The sequence below is a fragment of the Kitasatospora sp. NPDC059646 genome (genome assembly GCF_042734615.1).
Taxonomy (GTDB): Bacteria; Actinomycetota; Actinomycetes; order Streptomycetales; family Streptomycetaceae; genus Kitasatospora.
On the sequence record NZ_JBHWDS010000018.1, the window covers coordinates 40,974 to 63,255 of the forward strand.

General features: G+C 75.5%; 17 protein-coding genes. 7 read left to right on the forward strand and 10 right to left on the reverse strand.

Annotation, left to right across the window (positions count from 1 at the left end; translation table 11 throughout):
- Positions 1-9: 9 nt before the first annotated feature.
- Positions 10-2,499 (reverse strand): helicase-associated domain-containing protein, encoded by a 2,490-nt coding sequence (locus ACFV1L_RS15370; protein WP_380366072.1) that lies wholly within the window; start codon positions 2,497-2,499, stop codon positions 10-12.
- A gap of 156 nt (positions 2,500-2,655) precedes the next feature.
- Here ACFV1L_RS15370 and ACFV1L_RS15375 point away from each other — a divergent pair, with 156 nt between their 5' ends.
- On the forward strand, positions 2,656-3,519 hold the full coding sequence (locus ACFV1L_RS15375) for a hypothetical protein (RefSeq protein ID WP_380366074.1): 864 nt from the start codon (positions 2,656-2,658) through the stop codon (positions 3,517-3,519).
- Between the two features lie 10 nt (positions 3,520-3,529).
- Here ACFV1L_RS15375 and ACFV1L_RS15380 read toward each other — a convergent pair whose 3' ends face one another.
- Complete coding sequence (locus ACFV1L_RS15380; protein ID WP_380366075.1) at positions 3,530-4,543, reverse strand: ABC transporter substrate-binding protein; 1,014 nt, start codon at positions 4,541-4,543, stop codon at positions 3,530-3,532.
- A 110-nt stretch (positions 4,544-4,653) separates the two neighbouring features.
- Between ACFV1L_RS15380 and ACFV1L_RS15385 the strand changes: the two genes are divergently transcribed.
- On the forward strand, positions 4,654-5,259 hold the full coding sequence (locus ACFV1L_RS15385; protein ID WP_380366077.1) for an HAD family hydrolase: 606 nt from the start codon (positions 4,654-4,656) through the stop codon (positions 5,257-5,259).
- Between the two features lie 7 nt (positions 5,260-5,266).
- On the opposite strand, the gene ACFV1L_RS15390 is transcribed toward ACFV1L_RS15385, so the two are convergent.
- Entirely contained in the window at positions 5,267-5,521 is a 255-nt protein-coding gene (locus ACFV1L_RS15390; RefSeq protein ID WP_380366079.1) for a hypothetical protein, read from the reverse strand.
- A gap of 168 nt (positions 5,522-5,689) precedes the next feature.
- Here ACFV1L_RS15390 and ACFV1L_RS15395 point away from each other — a divergent pair, with 168 nt between their 5' ends.
- Both ACFV1L_RS15395 and ACFV1L_RS15400 read left to right on the forward strand, forming a co-directional pair.
- A complete protein-coding gene (locus ACFV1L_RS15395) occupies positions 5,690-6,823 on the forward strand; it encodes an alpha/beta hydrolase (protein WP_380366080.1) in 1,134 nt (377 codons plus the stop codon).
- 326 nt (positions 6,824-7,149) lie between these two features.
- Positions 7,150-7,533, forward strand: coding sequence for a cold-shock protein (locus ACFV1L_RS15400; protein WP_035865009.1), 384 nt, complete (start codon positions 7,150-7,152; stop codon positions 7,531-7,533).
- Between the two features lie 6 nt (positions 7,534-7,539).
- On the opposite strand, the gene ACFV1L_RS15405 is transcribed toward ACFV1L_RS15400, so the two are convergent.
- The 4 genes from ACFV1L_RS15405 to ACFV1L_RS15420 form a co-directional block, all read right to left on the reverse strand.
- Positions 7,540-8,391 carry a 1,4-dihydroxy-6-naphthoate synthase gene (locus ACFV1L_RS15405; RefSeq protein WP_380366082.1) on the reverse strand — a complete coding sequence of 284 codons (852 nt, stop codon included), beginning with the start codon at positions 8,389-8,391 and terminating at the stop codon, positions 7,540-7,542.
- A complete protein-coding gene (locus tag ACFV1L_RS15410; protein ID WP_380366084.1) occupies positions 8,376-9,071 on the reverse strand; it encodes a futalosine hydrolase in 696 nt (231 codons plus the stop codon). The genes ACFV1L_RS15405 and ACFV1L_RS15410 overlap by 16 nt, the downstream gene beginning before the upstream one ends.
- An 11-nt stretch (positions 9,072-9,082) precedes the next feature.
- Positions 9,083-9,601, reverse strand: a complete 519-nt coding sequence (locus tag ACFV1L_RS15415; RefSeq protein WP_380366086.1) for a hypothetical protein — start codon at positions 9,599-9,601, stop codon at positions 9,083-9,085.
- Positions 9,602-9,662: 61 nt separating this feature from the next.
- Positions 9,663-11,003: an MFS transporter gene (locus ACFV1L_RS15420; RefSeq protein ID WP_380366210.1), complete on the reverse strand. Its 1,341-nt coding sequence runs from the start codon at positions 11,001-11,003 to the stop codon at positions 9,663-9,665.
- 497 nt (positions 11,004-11,500) lie between these two features.
- Between ACFV1L_RS15420 and ACFV1L_RS15425 the strand changes: the two genes are divergently transcribed.
- Together ACFV1L_RS15425 and ACFV1L_RS15430 are read left to right on the forward strand one after the other, a co-directional pair.
- Positions 11,501-12,382: a DUF3027 domain-containing protein gene (locus ACFV1L_RS15425; protein ID WP_380366088.1), complete on the forward strand. Its 882-nt coding sequence runs from the start codon at positions 11,501-11,503 to the stop codon at positions 12,380-12,382.
- Between the two features lie 224 nt (positions 12,383-12,606).
- Entirely contained in the window at positions 12,607-15,894 is a 3,288-nt protein-coding gene (locus tag ACFV1L_RS15430) for a sacsin N-terminal ATP-binding-like domain-containing protein (RefSeq protein WP_380366090.1), read from the forward strand.
- Between the two features lie 57 nt (positions 15,895-15,951).
- Here ACFV1L_RS15430 and ACFV1L_RS15435 read toward each other — a convergent pair whose 3' ends face one another.
- Both ACFV1L_RS15435 and ACFV1L_RS15440 read right to left on the reverse strand, forming a co-directional pair.
- Positions 15,952-18,375, reverse strand: coding sequence for an HAD-IC family P-type ATPase (locus ACFV1L_RS15435; protein WP_380366092.1), 2,424 nt, complete (start codon positions 18,373-18,375; stop codon positions 15,952-15,954).
- A gap of 83 nt (positions 18,376-18,458) precedes the next feature.
- Entirely contained in the window at positions 18,459-18,734 is a 276-nt protein-coding gene (locus tag ACFV1L_RS15440) for a DUF2530 domain-containing protein (protein ID WP_380366094.1), read from the reverse strand.
- 174 nt (positions 18,735-18,908) lie between these two features.
- Between ACFV1L_RS15440 and ACFV1L_RS15445 the strand changes: the two genes are divergently transcribed.
- The gene (locus ACFV1L_RS15445) at positions 18,909-20,369 is read left to right on the forward strand and encodes an NCS2 family permease (protein ID WP_380366096.1); all 1,461 of its coding nucleotides are present in this window, start codon (positions 18,909-18,911) and stop codon (positions 20,367-20,369) included.
- Between the two features lie 438 nt (positions 20,370-20,807).
- On the opposite strand, the gene ACFV1L_RS15450 is transcribed toward ACFV1L_RS15445, so the two are convergent.
- Positions 20,808-22,118 (reverse strand): diaminopimelate decarboxylase, encoded by a 1,311-nt coding sequence (locus tag ACFV1L_RS15450; protein ID WP_380366098.1) that lies wholly within the window; start codon positions 22,116-22,118, stop codon positions 20,808-20,810.
- Positions 22,119-22,282 lie beyond the last annotated feature (164 nt).

Sequence of the window (22,282 nt, forward strand, 5' to 3'; positions counted from 1 at the left end):
TCCCGGCTCTCAGTCGTCGACCTCGGCCACGCCGGTGATGCGGTGCAGGGCGAAGGTGCGGACCTCGTCCGAGAGGTGGTCGTAGGCGGTGACGAAGCCCCCCTCGACCTTGACCGGGTCGATGACGCGCTGGGAGGACAGGCCCTCCGCGTTGATGTAGCCGATCCACATGCGTTCGCCGAGCAGGACGGCGGTCTGCAGGGAGGCGAGGGTGTCGGCGGCGGCGGTGCGGGGAACGGCCGCGCCCGCCGGGCCGGCGACAGCCTCCTTGCGGGGGGCGGTCGCGGCGCGGTCGCCGGCCCGGATGGCGCGGACGGCGGCGGTGAGCAGCGTGTCGTCGGGCCGGGCCGGGCCGTCCGGGACGGGGGTGGGGGCGGTGCGCGGCGGGGTGCGGCGGGCGTCCCGGCGGGTGATCACGACGTCGCCCTCGGCGGACTCCGCGGCGGGCGCGTAGCCCATCGCGCGGAGCACGGTGAGCAGGGTGTCCGGCGGGGCCTGCGCGGCGAGCACGGTGGGCGCCAGCAGCCGCAGCCGCAGTTCCGCGACGCGCCGGTCGGCGAGGACCTCGCCGAGCAGCCGGGGGTCGTCGCAGCGCAGGTAGGAGCTCGCGGCGCCGACCCGCAGGATGCCGTGCCGGCGGGCGACGTCGTCGATCAGGTAGGCGAGCGGCTGCGGGACGGGCGTGCGGGAGTGCTGGGCGAGGAAGCCCTGCAGGTCGGCGGCGGTGCGGCCGGCGTCGAGGGCACGGCGGACGGAGTCGGGGGTGAAGCGGTAGACGGTCGCGCCGCCCTTGGACTCGATGTCGGCGCACAGGGCGAGGGCCTGGGCGAGCGGGGTGAGCAGCGGGCCGGGCGCGATCGCGGTGAGGTCGGGCTGCAGGACGACGTGGTCGAGGGGTTCGGGCAGCAGCGGGGCGAGGACGGGCGCGGGGTCGGCGCCGTCGAGCAGGGCGCGGGCCGGGGCGGCGAGCGCGCCGCGGCCGGTGACGCCGAGCAGTTCGGCCTCGTGCAGCGTCCACTCGGTGAGCCGGTCGCGCAGTTCGTGGCCGTCGGGACCGGTGGGGCCGCCGCGCAGCGGGCGGTGCCAGCGCAGCGCGGGCAGCAGCGCGTCCGGGCCGGCGGCCGTGCCGGCGGGCAGTTCGGCGAGCCGGGTCAGGGCGGCGCGGCGGACGGACGGGGCGAGGGTGCGGTCGAGTTCCGGCCCGAGCGCGGCGCGCGGCCGGCCCTTGCCGTCGGGGGTGCCGGTGAGCCGGCCGACCCGGGTGGCGGTGAGCCAGGCGCCGGCGAGCAGCGCCCAGCGGTCCGCGGTGTCCTGCTGCCGCCACTGGTCGTACCCGGGGGTCGGCGCCCACACTTCGTCGATCTCGCCGTCGGGGGCCAGCAGCCCTGCGGTGTAGGCGAGTTCGAGCCAGAACGCGGCGTCGGCCTCGGAGCTCTCCAGCAGCGCGGCGGCGCGCTTGAGGTCGCGGACGCCGAGGCCGCCGGCCCGCAGCGTGGGCGGCGGGGTGACGCCCCAGGACTCCAGCAGCTCCTCGACCAGCCGCACGGCGGTGGCGGCCTGTCCGGCGGCGGTGCGGTCGACCAGCGCGGGGTCGCGTTCGACGACGGGCTCGACGGCCGGCGGGGCGGGCTCGACGGTGCGGTGGGTGCGGCCGCCGCGCAGGTGCAGGGCGAGTTCGCGGGGCAGCACGACCGAGGTGGGGCTGGACGGCAGCAGCAGGCCGCGGGCCAGCAGCCACTCGACGGGGCTGTGCGCATCCTCGGCGGTGACCTGCCGGGCCGCGTCCGGGACGGTGCCGGTGGGCGGCCCCCACACCAGGCGCTCCAGCAGGCCGACGGCGGCGGGCGGGGCCTGGTCGAGCAGCGCGGCCAGCCGCTTGCGGTCGCCGAGCAGCGCGGTGAGCGCGGCGACGGCGGTGACCGGGTCGGGGGTGGGCGGCAGCCCGGCGCCCGCCAGCAGCTGCTGGAGCCGGGCGGGCGACATGCCGACGGTGGCCTCGGCGAGGGTGGGGCCGAGCCCGGTGCGGCCGGGGTTGAGCGCGCTGGGGGCGAGCGCCTCGCGGACGGCGAGGACCAGGCGCAGCGCCGAGTCCGGACCCCAGACCAGGGCCCGTTCGCGCAGCCGGGCGAGCGCCGCGGGGAGCGCGGCGGTGACGGCGGCCCGGTCGACCGGGTCGGCGCCGGGGTGCGGCTTGACCCGGGCGGGGCCGGCCAGCAGGTTGCGGACCACGGTGTCGGACGCGCCCTCGGGGGCGGCGGCCAGCGCCTCGGCGGTCTGCAGCGTGAACCGGTCGAGCCGTTCCAGGGCACGCAGCACGGACGCCCGGCTGGAGAGCCGGGCGGACAGCTGGGTGAGGTCGGTGGGCACCGGGTTCAGCAGGTCGGGGCGGGCCCGGAGCAGCGCGGCGACAGCCTCGTCCTCCCGGCCGCGGAGTTCCTCGGCCAGCGTCCGGGGGGCGCCTGTGCGGGGGGCGCGCGGCGCGCTCTGCGGTGCGGTCATCCGCTCCAGGTTAGTCAACGGCCCGGCCGAGGCCCAGAACGGCGGAAGAACTCCCGGCGAATCCGGCGGCCTTTCGGGTCCGGCGGGGCGTCGGGGACGGCCCGGACGGGGCTCGCTTGGGGCGGGTGCGGGTGGGTACCGTCTCGGTGCGGCGGGATGTGCGACGTGAGGGCGGGTGGCGGGGCGATGGCGGGCGGCTCGTGGTGGCGCGAGGACGGGTCGGCGGACGGCGCGGACAGCGGGGAGAGCGTGTACGTGCCCGCGCAGGCGGCGGATTCGCCGCCGGTCCCGGCCGTTCCGCCGCCGCCGGCGGCGCCGCCGGTCGGGTTCGACAAGCCGCGCCTGCCGCCGGTCGACCTGCTGCCGCCCGGGCCGTCCCCGGACGAGGTGGACCGGGCCGCGCGGTGGGCGGAGGGCCGCGGCCGGGCCGACGTCACCTCGGTGTTCCCCGGCTGGACCGAGGTGTACTTCGACCTGCCGGCGGAGGAGCCGGAGCCGCAGCCGGAGGCCGCCCCCGAACCGGAGCCGGACCCCGGGGCCGCCCCCGAGCCGGCACCCCCGGCCGAGCCGCGCCCGGGCCCGGGCACCCGGCTCCTGCGCCTGCTGTTCGGCAAGCCGCAGCCGGCCCCCGAGGCCGTGTCGGAGCCCCCGCCGGCGGCCCCGGCGGGCGGGTCGCGCCGGCCCGCGCCGCTGCTGCTGCTCGGCGCGCTGCTGCTGGTCGGCGGCGCGGTGGTCGGCAACCTGCTGGTGATGCTGCTCGGCTGGGGCCTGGCGTACCTGTCGAGCGGGCTGTCCGACCTGATGAAGAAGTTCGCCGTGCTGGGCATCCCGCTGCTCACGGTGTCCGGTCTGACGCTGTGGAACTGGGGCCGGGAGAAGGGCCGCTGGGGCGCGGCGCTGGCCCCGGGCACCGACGCGGGCCACGCCACCTGGGCGGCCGCGCCCGGCGTGCTGCGCGTCGCGGCGGTCCTGACGGCGCTGTTCGTGCTGGTGGTGACGCTGCGCCGCCGCAGGTCGTAGCCGAGCGGGATCAGCCCGCGCCGAGCAGGTGCAGCAGGTCGGCGATCAGGAAGTGCGCGCCGGTGTAGCCGATGCCCTGGTACCAGAGGCGGTCGTCGACGGGGAAGGCCCGGTGGGCGCGGACCGCGCCGAGGGCGCGCCACGCGGGGGAGGCGAGGGCGGCGTTGAGGCCGTTGCGGTCGGGGTCGCCGTAGCCGGAGTAGAACAGCACGTCGCCGTCGGCGTGGGCGAGCTGGTCGGGGGCGGTCTCGACGGCGAACTGGTCGGTGTTCTGCGGGTCGGGCCGGGGCAGGCCGAGGTCGGCGAGGACGCTGCCGGGGAAGTTCTGCCGGGCGTACAGGCGGACGGTGGGGGAGCCCTCGACGAACCGGACCAGGCTGACGTGCTGCCCGGTGAGGCCGGCGGCGGCGAGCGCCCGGCCGGACTGGTCGAGGTGGCGGGCGTAGGCGGCGACCACGGCGGCCGCCTGTTCGCGGCGGTCCAGGGCCTCGGCGTGCAGGTGGAAGTTCTCCTTCCAGGGGGCGCCGGTGGTCTGGGTGAGCACGGTCGGCGCGAGGCCGCGCAGGGTGGTCAGGTGGGCGGCGTCGCGGGTCCGGTTGGAGAGCAGCAGCTGCGGGCGGAGGCTGGTGACCGCCACCGGGTCGGGCGGGGCGCCGATGTCGCCGACCACGGCGATCCGGGCCAGCCAGGAGGCCGGCCAGTAGTCGGGCAGTCCCGCGTCGAGGGGGGCCTTGGCGGCGCCGACCGGCGGGATGCCGAGGGTGATCGCGGAGTCCAGTTCGGCGGTGTCCAGGGTGATCACCCGGGTCGCCCCGCCGGGGACGGCCACCGGCCCGTCCGCGCCGTCGACGGTGACGCCGGGCGTCGGGCTGGGGCTGGGACCGGGGCTGGGCGGGGGCGGCGGGGAGCCGCCGGCCGTTCCGGGCAGCGGCGGGGCGGCGGGCAGTTCGTGCGGGCCGCAGCCGGCGAGCAGGGCGGCGCCGAGCCCGGCGAGGGCGGCACGGCGCGAGAGCGGGGGCGGCACCTGGGACCTCCGGCGGCTCCGGTGGCACGGTCGGACTCCAGCAGTATGTCCGTCCTGCGGGCCTTCGTCCGGCTTTTCGGGGCGAATCCGCCCTGACTTAGGCTGGCGGCATGGCTCTCACCGTCGGCTTCGACCTCGACATGACGCTGCTCGACACCCGTCCGGGCATCAGGACCACCTACGACGTGCTGGCCGCCGAGACCGGGACGTTCATCGACTCCGAGCTGGCGGTCAGCCGGCTGGGGCCGCCGCTGGTGCACGAACTGGCCCACTGGTTCCCGGCGGACCGGGTGGAAGCGGTCGCCGACCGGTACCGGGAGCTGTACGCGGAGCACGCGGTCTCCGGGTCGCTGGAGCTGCCCGGAGCGCTGGCGGCGGTCGCGGCGGTGCGGGCGGTCGGCGGCCGGGTGCTGGTGATCACCGGCAAGTGGGAGCCGAACGCCCGCCGGCACCTGGACGCCCTCGGGCTGGAGGTGGACGCGCTGGTCGGCGACCTGTGGGCGGAGACCAAGGGCGACGCGCTGCGCGAGCACGGTGCGCACGTGTACGTCGGTGACCACCTGGGCGACATCCGGGGCGCGCGGGCCGCCGGGGCCGTCGCGGTGGGCGTGGCCACCGGCCCGTACAGCGCCGCCGAACTGGCCGCGGCGGGCGCGGACGCGGTGCTGCGCGACCTCACCGAGTTCCCCGGCTGGCTGACCGCGCACCTGAACTGACGCGCGGTCAGGAGGCGGCCGCGGCCTCCCGGGCGGCGCGCCGGCGGCGGGACTCGGCGCGGGCGGTGGCGAACAGGCCGATCAGGGCCACCAGCAGCCCGAGCGGCATCATCATGGACAGCCCCCACGCGATCGACGGCAGCCGCGGCAGGTCGAGCAGGTACGGCACGACGGTGGCGACGGTGGCGAGGGTGCCGAGGACGAACACCACGCCGCCGACGCGGACGAGGTTCTCACCGAGATCGCGGGACCGACCAGTCACTGCTGCACTCCTTCGCGCGGGCTTTGTGCCAGTTTCCCACGTGTGTCCCCGCCGATCGGCGGGGGCACGGGCACGCGCATTCCACCTGAACGCTCAGGATTCCCAGGAAGCTCTCAGGCATGCTGATCCTTCGGGGAAAATCGGCAGGGAACGAGGGCGCGCGGCGGCATGGGTCTGACCAGTCACAAGGTGCTGGCACTGTCGGCACTGGTCTCGGCGCTGATGGTGGCCGGCACGGTCTGGCTGTGGCCCCGGCTGGCCCGGCAGAGCTGGCGCGCGGTGCTCGGCCGGCTGGGCACCATCGTCGGCACCCAGCTCGCGGTGATGTGCACGCTGGGCCTGCTGGCCAACAACTACTTCGCGTTCTACAGCAGTTGGGCCGACCTGCTGGGCACCAACGACGACGGCCCGGTGACCGTCCAGAACCAGATGCTCGGCCGCACCAAGGGCGTGGAGCGGATCAGCGCGGAGAACGTCCGGGACACCGGCGCGATGGGCCGCGATCCGGGCCAGGTCGGCCGGCTGGAGAAGGTCCGGCTGCCCGGCGCGGCCACCGGCCTGTCCACCGAGGGCTACGTCTACCTGCCGCCGCAGTACTTCCAGCCCGGCTTCCAGGACAAGCACTTCCCGGCGGCGATCGTCATCACCGGCTTCCCCGGCGACGCCAAGAACCTGATCACCAAGCTGAACTACCCGGCGGTGCAGCTGAAGCTCACCACCGAGGGCAAGGCGAAGCCGACCGTCCTGGTGCTGATGCGCCCGTCGCCGGCGATGCCCCGCGACACCGAGTGCGAGGACGTGCCGGGCGGCCCGCAGTCCGACCGCTACTTCAGCGCCGACGTGCCGGCCGCGCTGCGCTCCTCGTACCGGATCGCCTCCGGGCCGGGCAGCCTCGGCGTGATCGGCAACTCCACCGGCGGGTACTGCGCGCTCAAGCTGGCGATGCGTCACCCGGACGTGTTCTCCGCCGCGGTGTCGCTGTCCGGCTACTACAAGGCCGCCGAGGACCCGACCACCGGCGACCTGTTCGGCGGCGACCAGCAGCGCCGCGACGAGGCCGACCTGACCTGGCGCCTCGGGCACCTGCCGGCGCCGGGCACCGCACTGCTGGTCGGCGGCAGCCGGGAGGGCGACGGCGACTACTTCGCCGAGACCGAGCGGTTCCGGGCCGCCGCCAAGGGCACCGCCACCACCGTCTCCGCGATCACCCTCGACACCGGCGGGCACAACTTCAACACCTGGTCGCGGATGCTCCCGGCCTCCCTCGGCTGGCTCGGCGGGCACCTCTCCGACCCCTCCTGACCGGCCCGGCGTCACTGCGCGCAACTCGGTGCGCGCAAAGAGTTTCGACCCGCGCCGACCCCGGGTATGCAGCCATCGCGCGGGCGGACCAGCGGCTGGTCCACGAGATGCCCGCCCCGAGCCGACGGGAGGTGTGGGCCGATGGAGGGCGCTGCAGGCGCGAGGCACGGCCACACCCCGGCCCGGAATCCCGTCGCCGTTCCGGCGCACGCTGAGGGATCATTGCCCCACTGAGTGGCACCGGCCGCCCGTTCCCGGCGGCCGAGCCGCACATCCATCCGCGACCCGACGGGGTCGCTCGCACCCGACACCGAGGACTTTTCGAGATGCCCACCGGCCAGGTCAAGTGGTTCAACGAGACGAAGGGCTACGGCTTCCTGTCGCGCGACGACGGGGGCGAGGTCTTCGTCCACACCAAGGCGCTGCCCGCGGGCGTCACCACGCTGAGGCCCGGGCAGCGCGTCGAGTTCGGCATCGCCGCGGGCCACCGCGGCGACCAGGCGATGAGCGTGACGCTGCTGGACGCGCTGCCGTCGGTGGCGGCGAACCAGCGCAAGAGCGCCGACGACATGGCCCCGATCGTGCAGGACCTGATCACCAAGCTGGACAGCGTCCTGCCCGGCCTGCAGCGCGGCCGCTACCCCAGCAAGCCGGAGGGCCAGAAGATCGCCATGGTGCTGCGCGCGATCGCCGACCAGTTCGACGTCTGACACTGCTCAGGGGAAGGCCAGCGCGCCCGGGTCGACGGCGGGGACGAGTCCCTGCTCGGCGGCCCGGGTGAGCAGGCCGCGCACCGCCGCGTAGCCGTCCTCGCCGAGGTCGGCGGTGAACTCGTTGACGTACAGCCCGATGTGCTGCTCGGCGACGGCCGGGTCCATCTCCTGGGCGTGCGCCAGCACGTACTCCCGGGAGGCCGCCGGGTCCGCCCAGGCCTGCCGCACCGAGGCGCGCACCGTGTCGGCGAGTTCGCGCAGCCGCTCGGCGCCCAGCGAGCGCCGGGCCACGATGGCGCCCAGCGGGATCGGCAGCCCGGTCGCCGCCTCCCACGCCTCGCCCATGTCGGCCAGGCAGTGCAGCCCGTACTGCTGGTAGGTGAACCGGGCCTCGTGGATCACCAGGCCGGCGTCCACCCGGCCGTCCCGGACGGCCGGCATGATCTCGTGGAACGGCAGCACCACGATCTCGCCGAACCCGCCCGGCACCGCCTCCGCCGCCCACAGCCGGAACAGCAGGTACGCGGTGGAACGCTCGCTGGGCACGGCCACCCGGCGCCCGGCCAGCCCGGCCGCGTCGGTCGGCGCGGCGGTCAGCACCAGCGGCCCGCAGCCCCGGCCCAGCGCCCCGCCGCACGGCAGCAGCGCGTACTCGTCCAGCACCCACGGCAGTTGGCCGTAGGAGATCTTCAGGACGTCCAGTTCGCCGCGCTCGGCCAGCCCGTTGGTGATGTCGATGTCCGCGAACCGGACCTCGGGCGCGTCCGCACCCGCGACCAGGCCGTGCGCCCAGGCGTGGAAGACGAACGTGTCGTTCGGGCAGGGCGAGTAGGCGACACTCAGCGGCTCGGCCATGGACGGACCTCCTGGAGCAGACGGGACACCGGCAGCGCCGCGAAGGCCCGCTCCAGGGCCGCCAGCGCCTCGCCGATCCGCCACGCCGCGCGGTCGCGCGGCCCGACGGCGTTGGACACGGCCCGCAGCTCCCCCGCCGCGAGCCCGAAACGGGCGGCCGCCTCGGCCACCCCGAACCCCTCCATCGCCTCGGCCAGCGCCCGCGGGTGACGCTCCCTCAGCTGCCCGGCGCGGCGCGCCGAACCCGTCGCCGTGGAGACCGTCAGCACCTCGCCGAGCGCCCCGCCGGTCGCCCCCGCGACCAGCTTCGCCACCTCGTCCGGCACCGGGTACCGCGCCGTGCCGAAGCCCAGCTCGGTGACGTCCGCGAAGCCGTCCGGGGTCTCCGCACCCAGATCGGCCGCCACCAGGGCGTCCGCGACCACCAGCGACCCGATCGGCGCGGCGGGCGCGAAACCGCCCGCGATGCCCGCCGACAGCACCAGCCGGAACCCGCCGCGGGACAGCGCCACCGCCGTGCCGGCCGCCGCGGCGGCCGGGCCGACGCCCGCCGCCAGCACCTCGACCCGGGCGTCCTCGCCGAGCCCCCGGCGGACCGCCTCGGCCTCCGCCTGCACGGCCACGACGACGAGCAGCCCGGCGGCGGGGCCGGACTGCTCGGGGCGGCGCTCAGCGGTCATCGACCGGAAGGTCAGCTCTTCTGGTTGTTCAGGTTGAAGAACCAGACCGCGTAGTACTCGTTGGTCTGCTGGTCGACCGCGGCGACCGTCACCATCGTCCGGTCGTCGCTGGTCATCAGGGTGGTGGCGGAGACCGAGCCGGAGTAGGTCAGCCCGGTGGCGCCCTGCATGATCGGCATGCGGTTCTGGCCGGAGCCGGTGAAGGCGTACCAGCCCTTGTCCGCCAGGTCCTTCGGCACACCCACGCCGACCCGGTCGCTGGCGCGCACGTCGAGGCTGGTGAGCTTCTTCGCCTCGGAGTCCTTCGCCGCCTGCTGGGCGCACTTGGTGAGGTCCGCGTCGGAGATCGCCTTGCCGCCGTTGAAGCAGGCCGGCTCGGCGCGGACCGTCGAGGTCCCGACGACCAGCGTGGCCTCGTTCTTGGCGGGCTTGCCGTTGTCCACGGCCGTGTAGATGCCGAAACCGGCAAGTCCGGCGCCGACGACGACGGCGGCGGCGAGTCCGGCGGTGACGGGGGTGCTGAGGCTCATGGGCAAGAGGCTACTCGCCTTCCGTGATCACACGACGCCGGGGTGCCCGAGTCGCGCGAGGTTACGCCACGCGCGGGCGCGCCGCCGACCGGCGCGGCCCGATCCGCAGCAGCGACCGGAACGTCCACAGCAGCATCAGCGCCGTCACCCCCGCCGCCACCCACAGCCCGAGCACCGCGTTCAGCGGCAGCGAGATGCCCACCACGCCGCCCACCACCCAGCTCAGCTGGAGCGCCGTCTCGGACCGGGCGAACGCCGAGGTGCGCACCGCCTCCGGCACGTCCCGCTGGATCAGCGCGTCCAGCGCCAGCTTCGCCAGCGACGCCGCCATGCCCGCCGTCGCCGCCACCACCGTCACCGTCACGATGCCGTACCAGAGCGCCGCCGCGGCCGCCGCCAGCGTCGCCAGCAGCAGCATCACCGTGACCGTCACCTCCGAGCCGCGGGTGCGCAGCCACGAACCCAGCACCGAGCCCAGCGCGTTGCCCAGGCCCGCCGCCGCCGCGACCACGCCCAGCGCCACCGTCTCCGGCAGGCCGCCCGGCGGGTGCTGGCGGATCAGGAACGCCAGGAACATCACCAGGAACCCGACCAGCCAGCGCAGCGCCGCCACCCCGCGCAGCGCCATCACCACCGACGGCCCGACCGCCCGCAGCACCCCCTTCGGCCGCGGCTCGGACGGCTCCGCGTGCAGCTCCGCCCGCTGCTCGCCCTTCGCCGAGTCCACCTGGTGCGGCAGGTGAAAGGCCATCAGGGTGCCGATGACGAACACCACGAACGCCCCGCGCAGCGGCCAGGCCGGCCCCAGCAGGTGCAGCAGCCCGCCCACCCCGCCCGCCACCAGCGTCGCCACCAGGCCCGCCAGCGTCACCCGCGAGTTCGCCTTCACCAGCGACAACTGGGAGGGCAGCAGCCGCGGCACCACCACGCTGCGCACCACCCCGTACGCCTTCGAGGACACCAGCACGCCCAGCGCCGCCGGGTACAACGCCAGCCCGCCGCCCGGCACCAGACCCGCCATCACCCACGCCAGCACCGCCCGGGCCAGCATCGCCATCGCCACCGCCGAGCGCCGGCCGTTCGGCAGCCGGTCCAGCAGCGGCCCGATCACCGGGGCCAGCACCGCGAACGGCGCCATCGTGATCACCAGGTAGAGCGCCACCCGGCCGCGGGCCTCGCCCGTCGGCACCGAGAAGAAGATGGTCGACGCCAGCGCCACCGTGATCAGCATGTCGCCGAACGAGTTCAGCGCGTGCAGCTCGATCAGCTTCGCCAGGCCCGACTCGCCCGCGCCCTCCGCCGACGTCGCCCGCCGGATCCGCCGGCCCGTGCCGTGCACCACCCGCCCCGTGCGCACCCCCGCCGCCGACGCGCCCCGCGCCCACACCCCGCGCGGCTTCACCGTCGGCGCCGCCGCGCCGTCCTGACCGGCCGTCGGACGCGGCTCATCCGCCTCCGGCTCGCCGGGGGCCGCGGGATGCTGCCGCGGCGCGGCTGACGGCTCGGGCCGGCTCTCGTCCTGCCCGGGGCGCAGTCCGTGCTGCGGCGGGTTCTCCTCCGCCACAAGCCCATCCTGCCCGACAAACACACGCCGTACGAGTGATTGCCCGCGGCACGGCGCGCCCCCGCCCGCGGCCCCGGACTGTGCTCCACCGCCGACCGGCGGGTAGCCTGCACTACGCGCCTGCCCGGCCTGCGCAAGGGGGTGGCGGACCGGGGGCGGCGCGGCCCGGCCACGGAGCGGTCCCCGGTCGAGCAGAATGGATCGGTCCCGCGTCCGCGGGGGTTGCTCTGGTGACGTGGCAGCGGCAACCGGTGCGAGCCCGCCCAGCGGGGGCCGTCTCGGGACAGACCGCAGGATGACAGGACTGGGAGAGAACCGACGCCGTGAGTGCTGCGATGCGAAGCCGTACCCCTGACCGGCTCTGTGCCGAGGCCGTCGATCTCGCCCGCCAGGCAGTCGTGGAGAGCGTCGGAGAGTCCGTCGTCGGCGCCCACGTGAAGGCCAACGCGGACGCCGAGCGCCTGGTCACCCACACCTTCGAGTGCCTCGACCCCGCCTACCGGGGCTGGCACTGGGCCGTGACCGTCGCCCGCGCCCCGCGCGCCAAGAACGTCACCCTCGACGAGGTCGCGCTGCTGCCCGGCCCCGACGCCGTCCTCGCCCCGCAGTGGGTGCCGTGGAGCGAGCGCCTGCTGCCCGGCGACCTCGGCCCCGGCGACCTGCTGCCCACCGGCGCCGACGACCTCCGCCTGGAGCCCGGCTGGAGCGGCGAGGACGAGCCCGCCCCCAACTCGGTGCTGGCCGAGGCCGCCGACGAGGACCTGGTGATCGCCGAACCCGGCATCCAGCCGCCGCCGGCCCGCGCCGAGATCGGCGCCGTCGCCGACGAACTGGGACTCGGCCGCCCCCGCGTGCTCTCCCGGATCGGCCTGCACCAGGCCGCCGAACGCTGGGAGACCGCGTACGGCCCGCAGACGCCGATGGCGCAGTCGGCCCCCGCCTCGTGCAACACCTGCGGCTTCCTGATCCCGATCGGCGGCTCGCTCGGGCAGGCGTTCGGCGTCTGCGGCAACGAGTTCGGCCCCGCGGACGGCCAGGTCGTCTCCCTCGCGTACGGCTGCGGCGCGCACTCCGAGGCCGCGGTCCTCCCGGCCCCGCCGGTCCCGTCCGAGCTGATCCTCGACGAGACCGTCGTCGAACCGCTCCACATCCACCCCGACCGCACCTCCGGCTCGGTCGAGCCGGACGCCCCGGCGGAGGAGCTCGGTCACTCGTAGCGGGCGGACGAGCGCGAACCGGGGGCGCGGGGAGCTGCGCGGAGCCGGAGGCGCCGACCGCGAGGTCGCGACGCAGGGCGACGACTTGCCGGCGATCGCGACCTCGCTGACGTGCGGTCATCGCCCGCGCAGCTCCCCGCGCCCCGGTCGGTGCGCCTCCTGCTTCCGAAGCCCCTGGCAGAATGCCGACTCGTACGCAGACCACGCGAAGGGCGGCTCGGCACGTGGAGTCTCGGATCATCGGCAGCGCGGCGTCCCCCGAGGGCCCGGACGTCTTCGACACGGCCCGGCTGCGGCGGACGGTCCTGGAGGCGTGGGCGGCCGCGCCCGCGCGCTTCCGGGAGGACGCGAACGCCGAGGAGGAGCTCGCGCTCGGCGGGTACCGGGACCGGCTGATCGTCGAACTCGCGCAGAACGCCGCCGACGCGGCCGCCCGCGCGGGAGTGACCGGCCGCCTCCGGCTGACCCTGCGGGACGGAGTGCTGGCGGCCGCCAACACCGGCGCGCCGCTGGACGCGGAGGCCGTGGAGTCGCTGTCCACGCTGCGGGCGTCCGCGAAGCGCGGGGACGAGCAGGCGGTGGTCGGCCGGTTCGGCGTCGGGTTCTCCGCGGTGCTGGCCGTCAGCGACGAGCCGGCCGTGCTGAGCCACCCCGGCGGGGTCCGCTGGTCGCTCACCGACGCGCGCGCACTGGTCGCCGAACGCCCCGAACTGGCCGAGGAACTGACGCGCCGTGAGGGCCACGTGCCGCTGCTGCGGCTGCCCTTCCCGGCGGAGGGGCGGGCCCCGGGGGGCTACGACACGGTGGTGGTGCTGCCGCTGCGCGACCGCGCCGCCGAGGACCTGACGGGCCGTCTGCTCGCCGCGATCGACGACGCGCTGCTGCTGACCCTGCCCGGCCTGGCCGAGGTGGTGGTGGAGACCGCCGACGACGTGCGCACCCTGACCCGCACCGCGAACCCGCCGCGGCCCGAGCAGCTGCCCACCGTCACCGTCACCGACGGGACGCGCAGCACCACCTGGCAGACCGTCGGCGCCTCCGGGACGGCCGCCGCCGAACTGCTCGCCGACCGCACCACCGAGGAGCGGGCCCGCCCGCAGTGGACGCTGACCTGGGCCGTGCCGGTGGACGCGCAGGGCCGCCCGCAGCGGCCCGGCACCGCCGCCGTGGTGCACGCGCCGACGCCCAGCGAGGAACCGCTCGGAGTGCCCGCGCTGCTGATCGCCTCGTTCCCGCTGGACCCGACCCGCCGCCACGTGGCACCCGGCCCGCTCACCGACTTCCTGGTCGAGCGCGCCGCCGACGCGTACGCGGACCTGCTCCGCACCCGCGGCGCCGACGTCCACTCGCTGGACCTGGTGCCGTCCCCGCTCGGCGGCAGCGCGCTCGACAACGCGCTGCGCACCGCGATCCTGGACCGGCTGCCCGGCACCCCGTTCCTGCCGCACCCGCGCGGCACCGAGGAGGGCACCCCGGCGCTGCGGCCGCGCGACGCGGTGCTGCTGGAGGGCGCCGACCACTCGGTGGTGGAGGCGCTCGCCCCGATCTTCCCCGGCCTGCTGCCGGCCGGCCTGGAGCGCCGCACCGAACTGCGCACCCTGCGGGTGCGCCGCGTCCCGCTGGCCGAGGTGGTCGACCAGCTGGGCGGCCTGGAACGCGAACCCGCCTGGTGGCGCAGCCTGTACGCGGCCCTGGAGGGCGCCGACCCGGAGGCGCTCGGCGCGCTGCCCGTGCCGCTCGCCGACGGCCGCACGGTGACCGGCCCGCGCCGGGTCCTGCTGCCGTCCGACCCCGCCGACTGGGCCGGCTTCGAGGGCTACCCCGAGTCGCTGGCCGAGGCCCTCGACCTGCTCGACCTGCGGCTGGCCCACCCCGACGCCGCCCACCCGCTGCTGGGCCGGCTCGGCGCCGCCACCGCCACCCCCGCCGGCCTGCTGGAGACCCCCGAACTGCGCGCCGCCGTCGCCCGCTCGCTGGAGCTCGGCGAGGACGACTACGACGCCGCGGTGGACCTCGCGGACGCCGTCCTGTCGCTGGTGAAGGCGGCCGCCCCCGCCCCCGGCGAGCACCCGTGGCTGGCCCGGCTGGCGCTGCCCGACGACGAGGGCGAACTCGCCCGGGCCGGCGAACTGCTGCTCCCCGACAGCCCGCTGGCACACCTGGCCGGCGAGGACGAGGTCGCCTTCGTGGACGACGACCTGCTGGAGCGCTGGGGCCCCGAGGTGCTGGCCGCGGCCGGCGCGCTCACCGCGTTCACGCTGGTCCGCGCCGAGGACGTGGTGCTCGACCCCGACGACCTGGAGCGCCTCGACCCCACCGCCCCCGCCGACCGCGCGGCCGGCGGCACCCCCACCGGCCTGATCGACGAGGCCCCCGACGGCCTCGCCGACTGGTGCGAGGACGCACTGGAGTCCCTGCACGCCGACGATGCGGCCGAGCTGGGCGTCCCGCCGGTGGCCGCCGAACTGCTGGCCGTCCGCGACCTCGACCTGGTCGCCGACGACGCCTGGCCGGAGGCCCTCGCGCTGCTCGCCCGCCCCCCGTACCGGGACGCCGTGGTGACGCCCGTCCGCACCCTGCTGCCCGACGGCACCTACACCGACCTGCCGCCGTACACCGCCTGGTGGCTGCGCGACCACCCGGTGCTGGACGGCCGGGAGCCCGCCGGCCTGCGCGCGGCCGGCGCCGACCCGCTGCTGCGCGGACTGTACGACGAGGCCCGGACGACCCTGGACCCGCAGTTCCTGCACGCGCTCGGCGTCCGCACCACGCTGGCCGCGCTGCTCGCCGAGCCGCACGGCCCCGAGGAGCTGATCGACCGCCTCACCGACCCGCTCTCCGTCGTGACCCACCGTCAACTGCACGGCATCTACAGCGCGTTGGCCGCCCTGCCGGTGGAGCGGGTGGAGCCCCTGGACGTGGTGCGGGCGCTGGCCCCGCTGGACGGCAGCACCGGCCGCCGGGACGACGCCACGGTGATCGTCGACGCCACCGCCGCGGTCGTCGCCGACGCCCCCGACCTGGTCGAGCTGCTGCACGACCACCCGGTGCTGCCGGTCCACCCGGCGCTCGCCCCCGCGCTGGCCGAGCGGCTGCACGTCTCGCTCGCCAGCGAGGTGGCCGGCGGCCGGGTGCTGTCCGAGGGCACCCTGCACCGCACCCCCGCCGTGGTCCGCGAACTGCTCCCCGGCTGCCCCGCCGTCTACGAGGAGCACGAGGAGCTGCTGGTCGTCGGCCCCGACGGCGAGGACGCCCGGGTGGACTGGCGCTGGGACCCCGCCGCCACCGCGCCCGAACTGCCCTACGACCCCGACGACGCGGACGAGGCCGACGAGGACGACGAGTTCGAGGTGCCGCCCGTCCCCGGCCTGCTGCACGCCGCCACCCCCGAGGGCCTGGCGGCCGGCCTCGCCTGGTCGGTCCAGCAGTGGCACCGCCGGTTCGAGATCCTCGCCGCCCTCACCGAACCCGACCGGGCCTACGAGCTGCTGGCGGCGCGCGACTACGAGTGACGCCCGCGGGGAGCGTGGTGCGGGCCCTCCCGTCCGGCGGGAGCCGGACGGGAGGGCCTACGCCGCCTCGGGCTCCTTCTTCTCGACGAACACCCGCGAGGTGACCTCCAGCAGGCACCCCGCGATCGCGGCGATCGCCACGCCGGTCAGCGGGTCGCGCCAGCCGACCAGCTGGAGCTGGAAGAAGTCCGACAGCCACGGCACCACCAGCACCAGCGCGAACGCGCCGGACATGGCGCCGATCAGCAGCAGCCGCCACCAGGTGTACGGGCGGGCGACGATCGCCAGCACCCAGATCGCCACGATGAACAGCGTCAGGGTGGCGACCGAGGTGTCCGCCTTCAGCGCCGTCCCGCTGTCGCTGCGGGCCAGCGCGTAGGCGACGAACGTCGCGGTGCCGCAGATGATCCCGCCCGGCACGGCCAGCCGCAGCACCCGCCGCACGAACCCGGTGCGGGCCCGCTCGTTGTTCGGCGCCAGCGCCAGGAAGAACGCCGGGATGCCGATGGTCAGCGAGGACAGCACCGTCGAGTGCCGCGGCAGGAACGGGTACGGGACCTGGGTGAACACCACCAGCAGCGCCAGCAGCACCGAGTACACGGTCTTCACCAGGAACAGCCCGGCCACCCGCTCGATGTTGCCGATCACCCGGCGGCCCTCGGCGACCACCGACGGCAGGGTGGCGAACCGGTCGTCCAGCAGCACGATCTGCGCGACCGCCCGGGTCGCGTCCGAGCCGGTGCCCATCGCCACGCCGATGTCCGCGTCCTTCAGCGCCAGCACGTCGTTCACGCCGTCACCGGTCATCGCCACCGTGTGGCCCCGGGACTGCAACGCCCCCACCAGGGCGCGCTTCTGCTGCGGGGTGACCCGGCCGAACACGGCGGTGCGGTCGGCGGCCTCGGCGAGCTGCTCCGGGTCGGTGGGCAGCGTGCGGGCGTCGGTCGCGGTCTCCGCACCGGGCAGGCCCAGGTGGGCGGCGACCGCGCCGACCGACACCGCGCTGTCGCCGGAGATCACCTTCGCCCGGACGTGCTGGGAGCGGAAGTAGCGCAGGGTGTCCGCCGCGTCCTCGCGCAGCCGCTGCTGCAGCACCAGCAGGGCGAGCGGCTCCAGCCCGGCCGCCGGGTCGGGGTCGTCCAGCGGCAGCGGGCTGCGGCCCAGCAGCAGCACCCGCAGGCCCTTCGCGCCCAGCTCGTCGACCTCGGCCAGCGCCGGGTGCCCGGCGGGCAGCAGCACGTCCGGGGCGCCGAGCAGCCAGCTTCCCTCGCCGCCGCCGGGCTCCAGCAGCTGCACGCCGCTCCACTTGCGCGCCGAGGAGAACGGGATCGCCTCCAGCACCCGCCAGCGGCCCTCCTCCGGCGGCCCGTACGCGTCGATGACGGCCTGCATGCTGGGGTTCGGACGGGTGTCGGCCGCGCCGATCGCGCCGAGCGCCTCCGCGAGCCGGGCCTTGGCACCGTCCCCGCCGGTCAGCGGGCGCAGGTCGACCAGGTCCATGCCGCCCTCGGTGAGGGTGCCGGTCTTGTCCAGGCAGACCGTGTCGACCCGGGCCAGGCCCTCGATCGCGGGCAGCTCCTGCACCAGGCACTGCCGGCGGCCAAGCCGGATCACGCCGATCGCGAAGGCCACCGAGGTCAGCAGCACCAGGCCCTCCGGGACCATCGGCACGATCCCGGCGACCATCCGCCGGACGGCCTCCTTCCAGTCGTTGCGCTGCACCGCGAGCTGGCTGACGATCAGGCCCAGCGCGGTCGGGATCAGCAGGTAGGTGATGATCCGCAGGATCTGGTCGATGCCGCTGCGCAGCTCCGACTTGACCAGGGTGAACCGGCTGGCCTCCTCGGCGAGCTTGGCGGCGTACGCCTCCCGGCCGACCTTGGTCGCGGTGAACGCGCCCGCGCCGGCCACCACGAACGAGCCCGACATCACGTGGTCGCCCGGGTGCTTGAGCACCGGGTCCGGCTCGCCGGTCAGCAGCGACTCGTCGATCTCCAGGCCGTCCGCCTCGGTGACCGTCCCGTCCACCACGACCTTGTCGCCGATGCCGAGCAGCACCGTGTCGTCCAGCACGATCTCACCGGTGGCGACCTGGACGGCCGCGCCGTCCCGGCGGACCTGCGGGCGGGCCTCGCCGATCAGCGCCAGGCTGTCCAGGGTCTTCTTGGCGCGCATCTCCTGCACGATGCCGATCGCCGTGTTGGCGACGATGACCAGGCCGAACAGGCCGTCCTGGATCGGGCCGACGACCAGGATGATGCCGAACATCACGCCGATGATCGCGTTGAACCGGGTGAACACGTTGGCGCGGACGATCTCCCGCACCGACCGGCTGGACCGTACCGGGACGTCGTTGACCTGCCCGCGGGCGACCCGCTCCGCCACCTCGGCGCCGCTCAGGCCGGGCTGGTACGCCCCGCCCGCGCCGGAGGGGTGCGCGCCTGGGCCCGCCGGGGTCGTGCCTTCCGCTGGGTGCGTCATGGCACCGACTCTAGGTGGGCGATTTGGGCGATGCGTCGCACCTCGGTCGGATTCGGGCCGGACGAGTGGCCGGCCCCCGGGCGCTACTGGACCGCGTCGGAGGTCTCGGACGCCTCGGCGGCCCGGGCGCGTCGGATCGCGTCCCGGCGGGCCCGGCAGTACTTCAGGCCGATCAGGCCGAGCAGGCCGCCGGACAGGCAGATCCACGGCCAGCTGCCGTGGCCGTGGTCGGACAGCGTGCCCTGGAACGGCAGCAGCACCACGAAGCCGACGAACCACAGCACCGTGCCGGTGCCGACGATGGCGACGTCGTTCGCCTCTAGCGGCGGGGGAGCGGAGCGCAGCGCGGTCTTGGGCATGCGCCTAGGGTACGGGGCGCCCCCGGCGGGCCGGCAGCGGCGGTCGGTTGCCCGAAGGTGATCGACCGTGACCGTAAGGGCCGCGCTCTACGCGCGAAGATGGCGCGTGCACGACGCGCCTCGCCATACTGAAAACCTCCCCCACCTCTGCCTCACCCGATCGAGGACGCCCGAATGTCTCAGGCCCAGTCGACCAGCGCGTCGCCCGAGCCCTCCCAGAACGCGCCGCAGCCCCCGTCCGGCGCCCTGGACCGCTTCTTCCGGATCTCCGAGCGCGGCTCCACGCTGCCGCGCGAGATCCGCGGTGGTGTCGCCACGTTCTTCACGATGGCGTACATCCTGGTGCTCAACCCGATCATCCTGGCCTCGGCCACCGACATGAACGGCGCCCACCTCAGCAGCGCCCAACTGGTCACCGCCACCGCGCTCACCGCCGGTCTGACCACCCTGCTGATGGGCGTCATCGGCAACGTCCCGATCGGCCTCGCCGCCGGCCTCGGCGTCAACACCATCGTGGCGCTCCAGCTCGCCCCCAAGATGACCTGGCCCGACGCCATGGGCATGGTCGTGCTGGCCGGCTTCGCGATCATGCTGCTGGTCGCCACCGGCCTGCGCGAGCGCGTCATGAACGCCGTCCCGCTCGGGCTCCGCAAGGCCATCGCCATCGGCATCGGCCTGTTCATCGCACTGGTCGGCCTGGTCGACTCCGGCTTCGTCTCCCGCATCCCGGACGTCGCCCACACCACCGTCCCGCTGCAGCTCGGCGCCGGCGGCCACCTGCACGGCTGGCCCGTCCTGATCTTCATCCTCGGCCTGCTGCTCACCATGGCGCTGGTCGTGCGCAAGGTCCCCGGCGCGATCCTCATCTCGATCGCCGTGATGACCGTCGCCGCCGTGATCATCCAGAACTTCGCGGACCTCGCCCCCGAGAACTGGGGCCTCACCGTCCCGGCCTGGCCCGGCAACCCCGTCGCCACCCCCGACTTCGGCCTGGTCGGCCAGGTCAGCCTGTTCGGCGGCTTCTCCAAGGTCGGCCTGCTGACCGGCATCCTGTTCGTCTTCACCGTGCTGATGAGCTGCTTCTTCGACGCGATGGGCACCATCCTCGGCGTCGCCGACGAGGCCCACCTGCTCGACGAGAAGGGCGACCTGCCCGGCATCAACAAGGTCCTGATGATCGACGGCATCGCCACCGCGGCCGGCGGCGCGACCTCCTCCTCCGCCAACACCTGCTTCGTCGAGTCCACCGCCGGCGTCGGCGAGGGCGCCCGCACCGGCTTCGCCTCCATCGTCACCGGCGCGCTCTTCCTGGTCGCGCTCTTCCTCACCCCGCTGGCGACCATGGTCCCCGCCCAGGCCGCCACCCCCGCCCTGGTCACCGTCGGCTTCCTGATCCTGGCGAACTCCGTCAAGGAGATCGACTGGGCCGACTACACCATCGCGATGCCGGCCTTCCTCACCATCGTGATGATGCCGTTCACCTACTCGATCACCAACGGCATCGGCTTCGGCTTCATCGCCTTCTGCCTCCTGCGCGTCGTCGCCGGCCGCGCCCGCACCGTCCCCGTCCCGATGTACGCGGTCGCCGCCGTCTTCGCCTTCTACTACCTGATGCCGGCCCTCGGCCTGCTCTGACCCCCAGGTCGCCCGACGGCCCCGTGCTCCCCGGAGCACGGGGCCGTTTTCGGTGTCGGTCGCGGAGTCGGGTTCATGTCGTCCTGCTGTTGCCGCCCGCGGAAGGAACGGTCATGGCGCGAACCGTGATCGACACCGACGACGACCGCTCGGCCGGGGCCCGACGGCTGTTCGGCACGACCACCGAGGTCGCCACGGCCGATGCGGCACTGCCGGAGGCGGTGAAGCAGGCCAGGCGGGCAGAGCCCGATGGGGAAAGCCCGCGGTGCGGCCGGTTCCCGGGGCAGCCACCGTGCGCTGTCGACGGCCGACATGCTGACCGCCGCCATCACCGGCCGGTCCGCCCGTTGGGTCGTGCCGCCCGGCAGCGCCGACCGACTGTGCTCCGACGGCCCTCCCCCGCGTTCGCTGGGGAGGGCCGTTCGCGTGTGCGTGGGGTCAGCCGGTGGTGCGGGCGACCAGGTCGTCGAGGGTCTGGGCGGGGCGGAGGAGCTCGAAGTGGACGGTGCCGGCGGGGTCGGTGCGGGCGCCGAGGACGGGGGGTTCGGGGAGGGAGTTGTAGGTGAAGTGGTGGGAGGAGTAGTAGGCGCCGGTGTCGAGGAGCAGGACCAGGTCACCCGGGTCGAGGAGGGGGAGCGGTCGGTTGCGGGCGACCAGGTCGCCCGCGAAGCAGCAGGGGCCGGCGATGTCCTGAGGGACGGGGTCGCCGTGCTTGGCGGCGCCGCTCGGGTGGTGGGTGCTGATCCGCAGCGGCCAGCTGTCGGGCATGAACACGGTGCGGGCGGCGACCTGCGCGCCGGCGTGGCCGACGGCGACGGCCCGGCCGCCGGCCTGCTTGGTGTACTCGATGTACGAGGCGGTGAAGCCGGCCTTGGCCAGGACGGAGCGGCCGAACTCGGTGACCAGCCGGTAGCCGCCGTCGAAGAGGGCGGGGGCGTGCCGGCGGAGTTCGCCGACGTAGGTGTCGAAGCCGGGCGTGATCCGGTCGTCGGCGAAGTTGACGGGCAGGCCGCCGCCGAGGTCGATGCCGGCGACCTGGCGGCGGCCGAGTTCGCGGTTGATCCGTTCGGCGAGGGCGACGGTCGCGCCGACGCCGGCCGCCATGAGGGACAGGTCGACGCCCTGCGAGCCGACGTGGCAGTGCAGCCAGGTGAGCCAGGGGCGGGCGCGGAAGGCGTCGACCAGCCGGTCGGCGGTACCGGGGTCGGCGAGCGGGATGCCGAACTTGGAGGTGGCGGTGGCGGTGCTCATCGCCGCGATGCTGCCGCCGCCGACCTGCGGGTTGACCCGGACGCCGATCCGGGAGGCGGTGGGACGCCCGTTCAGCAGGTCGTCGACGCGGGCGAGTTCCTGCCAGTTGTCGATGTTGACGGCGACGCCGAGGTCCAGCGCGAGGGTGAGTTCGCGGCGGGTCTTGGCGGGGGAGTCGAGCACGATCCGGTCGGGCGGGAAGCCGGCCGCCAGGGCCTGCGCGAACTCGCCGGGGCTGGCGACCTCGCAGCCCATGCCGAGGCCGCGCAGCCGGCGCAGCACCGGTCCGAGCGGGTTGGCCTTGGCGGCGAAGGCGTGCAGGACGTCGAGCCGGGCGGGGAACGCGGCGTGCAGCGCGGCCACCGTCCCGGTGACGGCGTCCAGGTCGAGGAAGGCGGCGAGCGGGGTCTCCTCCGGGTCGAGCAGGCCGTCGCGGACGGCGGCACGGAGGAGGAGTTCGCGGCGCTCGGGGCCGATCAGGGGCTGGTGGTCGGTCATGGGGCACGCTCCGCGCGGTGTCGGCAGGAAGGGGTCCCGGCCCGGTGGTGGGTTCCGGGCCGTGGTTCCAGCGTGCGGTTCCCAGGGGCGTCGCGTCTGTGCCCGCCGCGCCGGGTTTCGGTGCGCGTGGCGGTGCGCGGGCACGGCCGGGCGCGGGTGTTCGA

Excerpts from the sequence above, each read along its gene's own strand:
- ACFV1L_RS15410 (WP_380366084.1), bottom strand. The coding sequence starts at position 9,071 with ATGACCGCTGAGCGCCGCCCCGAGCAGTCCGGCCCCGCCGCCGGGCTG.
- ACFV1L_RS15425 (WP_380366088.1), top strand. The coding sequence starts at position 11,501 with ATGCGAAGCCGTACCCCTGACCGGCTCTGTGCCGAGGCCGTCGATCTC.
- ACFV1L_RS15435 (WP_380366092.1), bottom strand. The coding sequence starts at position 18,375 with ATGACGCACCCAGCGGAAGGCACGACCCCGGCGGGCCCAGGCGCGCAC.
- ACFV1L_RS15375 (WP_380366074.1), top strand. The coding sequence starts at position 2,656 with ATGTGCGACGTGAGGGCGGGTGGCGGGGCGATGGCGGGCGGCTCGTGG.
- ACFV1L_RS15405 (WP_380366082.1), bottom strand. The coding sequence starts at position 8,391 with ATGGCCGAGCCGCTGAGTGTCGCCTACTCGCCCTGCCCGAACGACACG.
- ACFV1L_RS15370 (WP_380366072.1), bottom strand. The coding sequence starts at position 2,499 with ATGACCGCACCGCAGAGCGCGCCGCGCGCCCCCCGCACAGGCGCCCCC.
- ACFV1L_RS15450 (WP_380366098.1), bottom strand. The coding sequence starts at position 22,118 with ATGACCGACCACCAGCCCCTGATCGGCCCCGAGCGCCGCGAACTCCTC.
- ACFV1L_RS15400 (WP_035865009.1), top strand. The coding sequence starts at position 7,150 with ATGCCCACCGGCCAGGTCAAGTGGTTCAACGAGACGAAGGGCTACGGC.
- ACFV1L_RS15440 (WP_380366094.1), bottom strand. The coding sequence starts at position 18,734 with ATGCCCAAGACCGCGCTGCGCTCCGCTCCCCCGCCGCTAGAGGCGAAC.
- ACFV1L_RS15415 (WP_380366086.1), bottom strand. The coding sequence starts at position 9,601 with ATGAGCCTCAGCACCCCCGTCACCGCCGGACTCGCCGCCGCCGTCGTC.
- ACFV1L_RS15445 (WP_380366096.1), top strand. The coding sequence starts at position 18,909 with ATGTCTCAGGCCCAGTCGACCAGCGCGTCGCCCGAGCCCTCCCAGAAC.
- ACFV1L_RS15385 (WP_380366077.1), top strand. The coding sequence starts at position 4,654 with ATGGCTCTCACCGTCGGCTTCGACCTCGACATGACGCTGCTCGACACC.
- ACFV1L_RS15395 (WP_380366080.1), top strand. The coding sequence starts at position 5,690 with ATGGGTCTGACCAGTCACAAGGTGCTGGCACTGTCGGCACTGGTCTCG.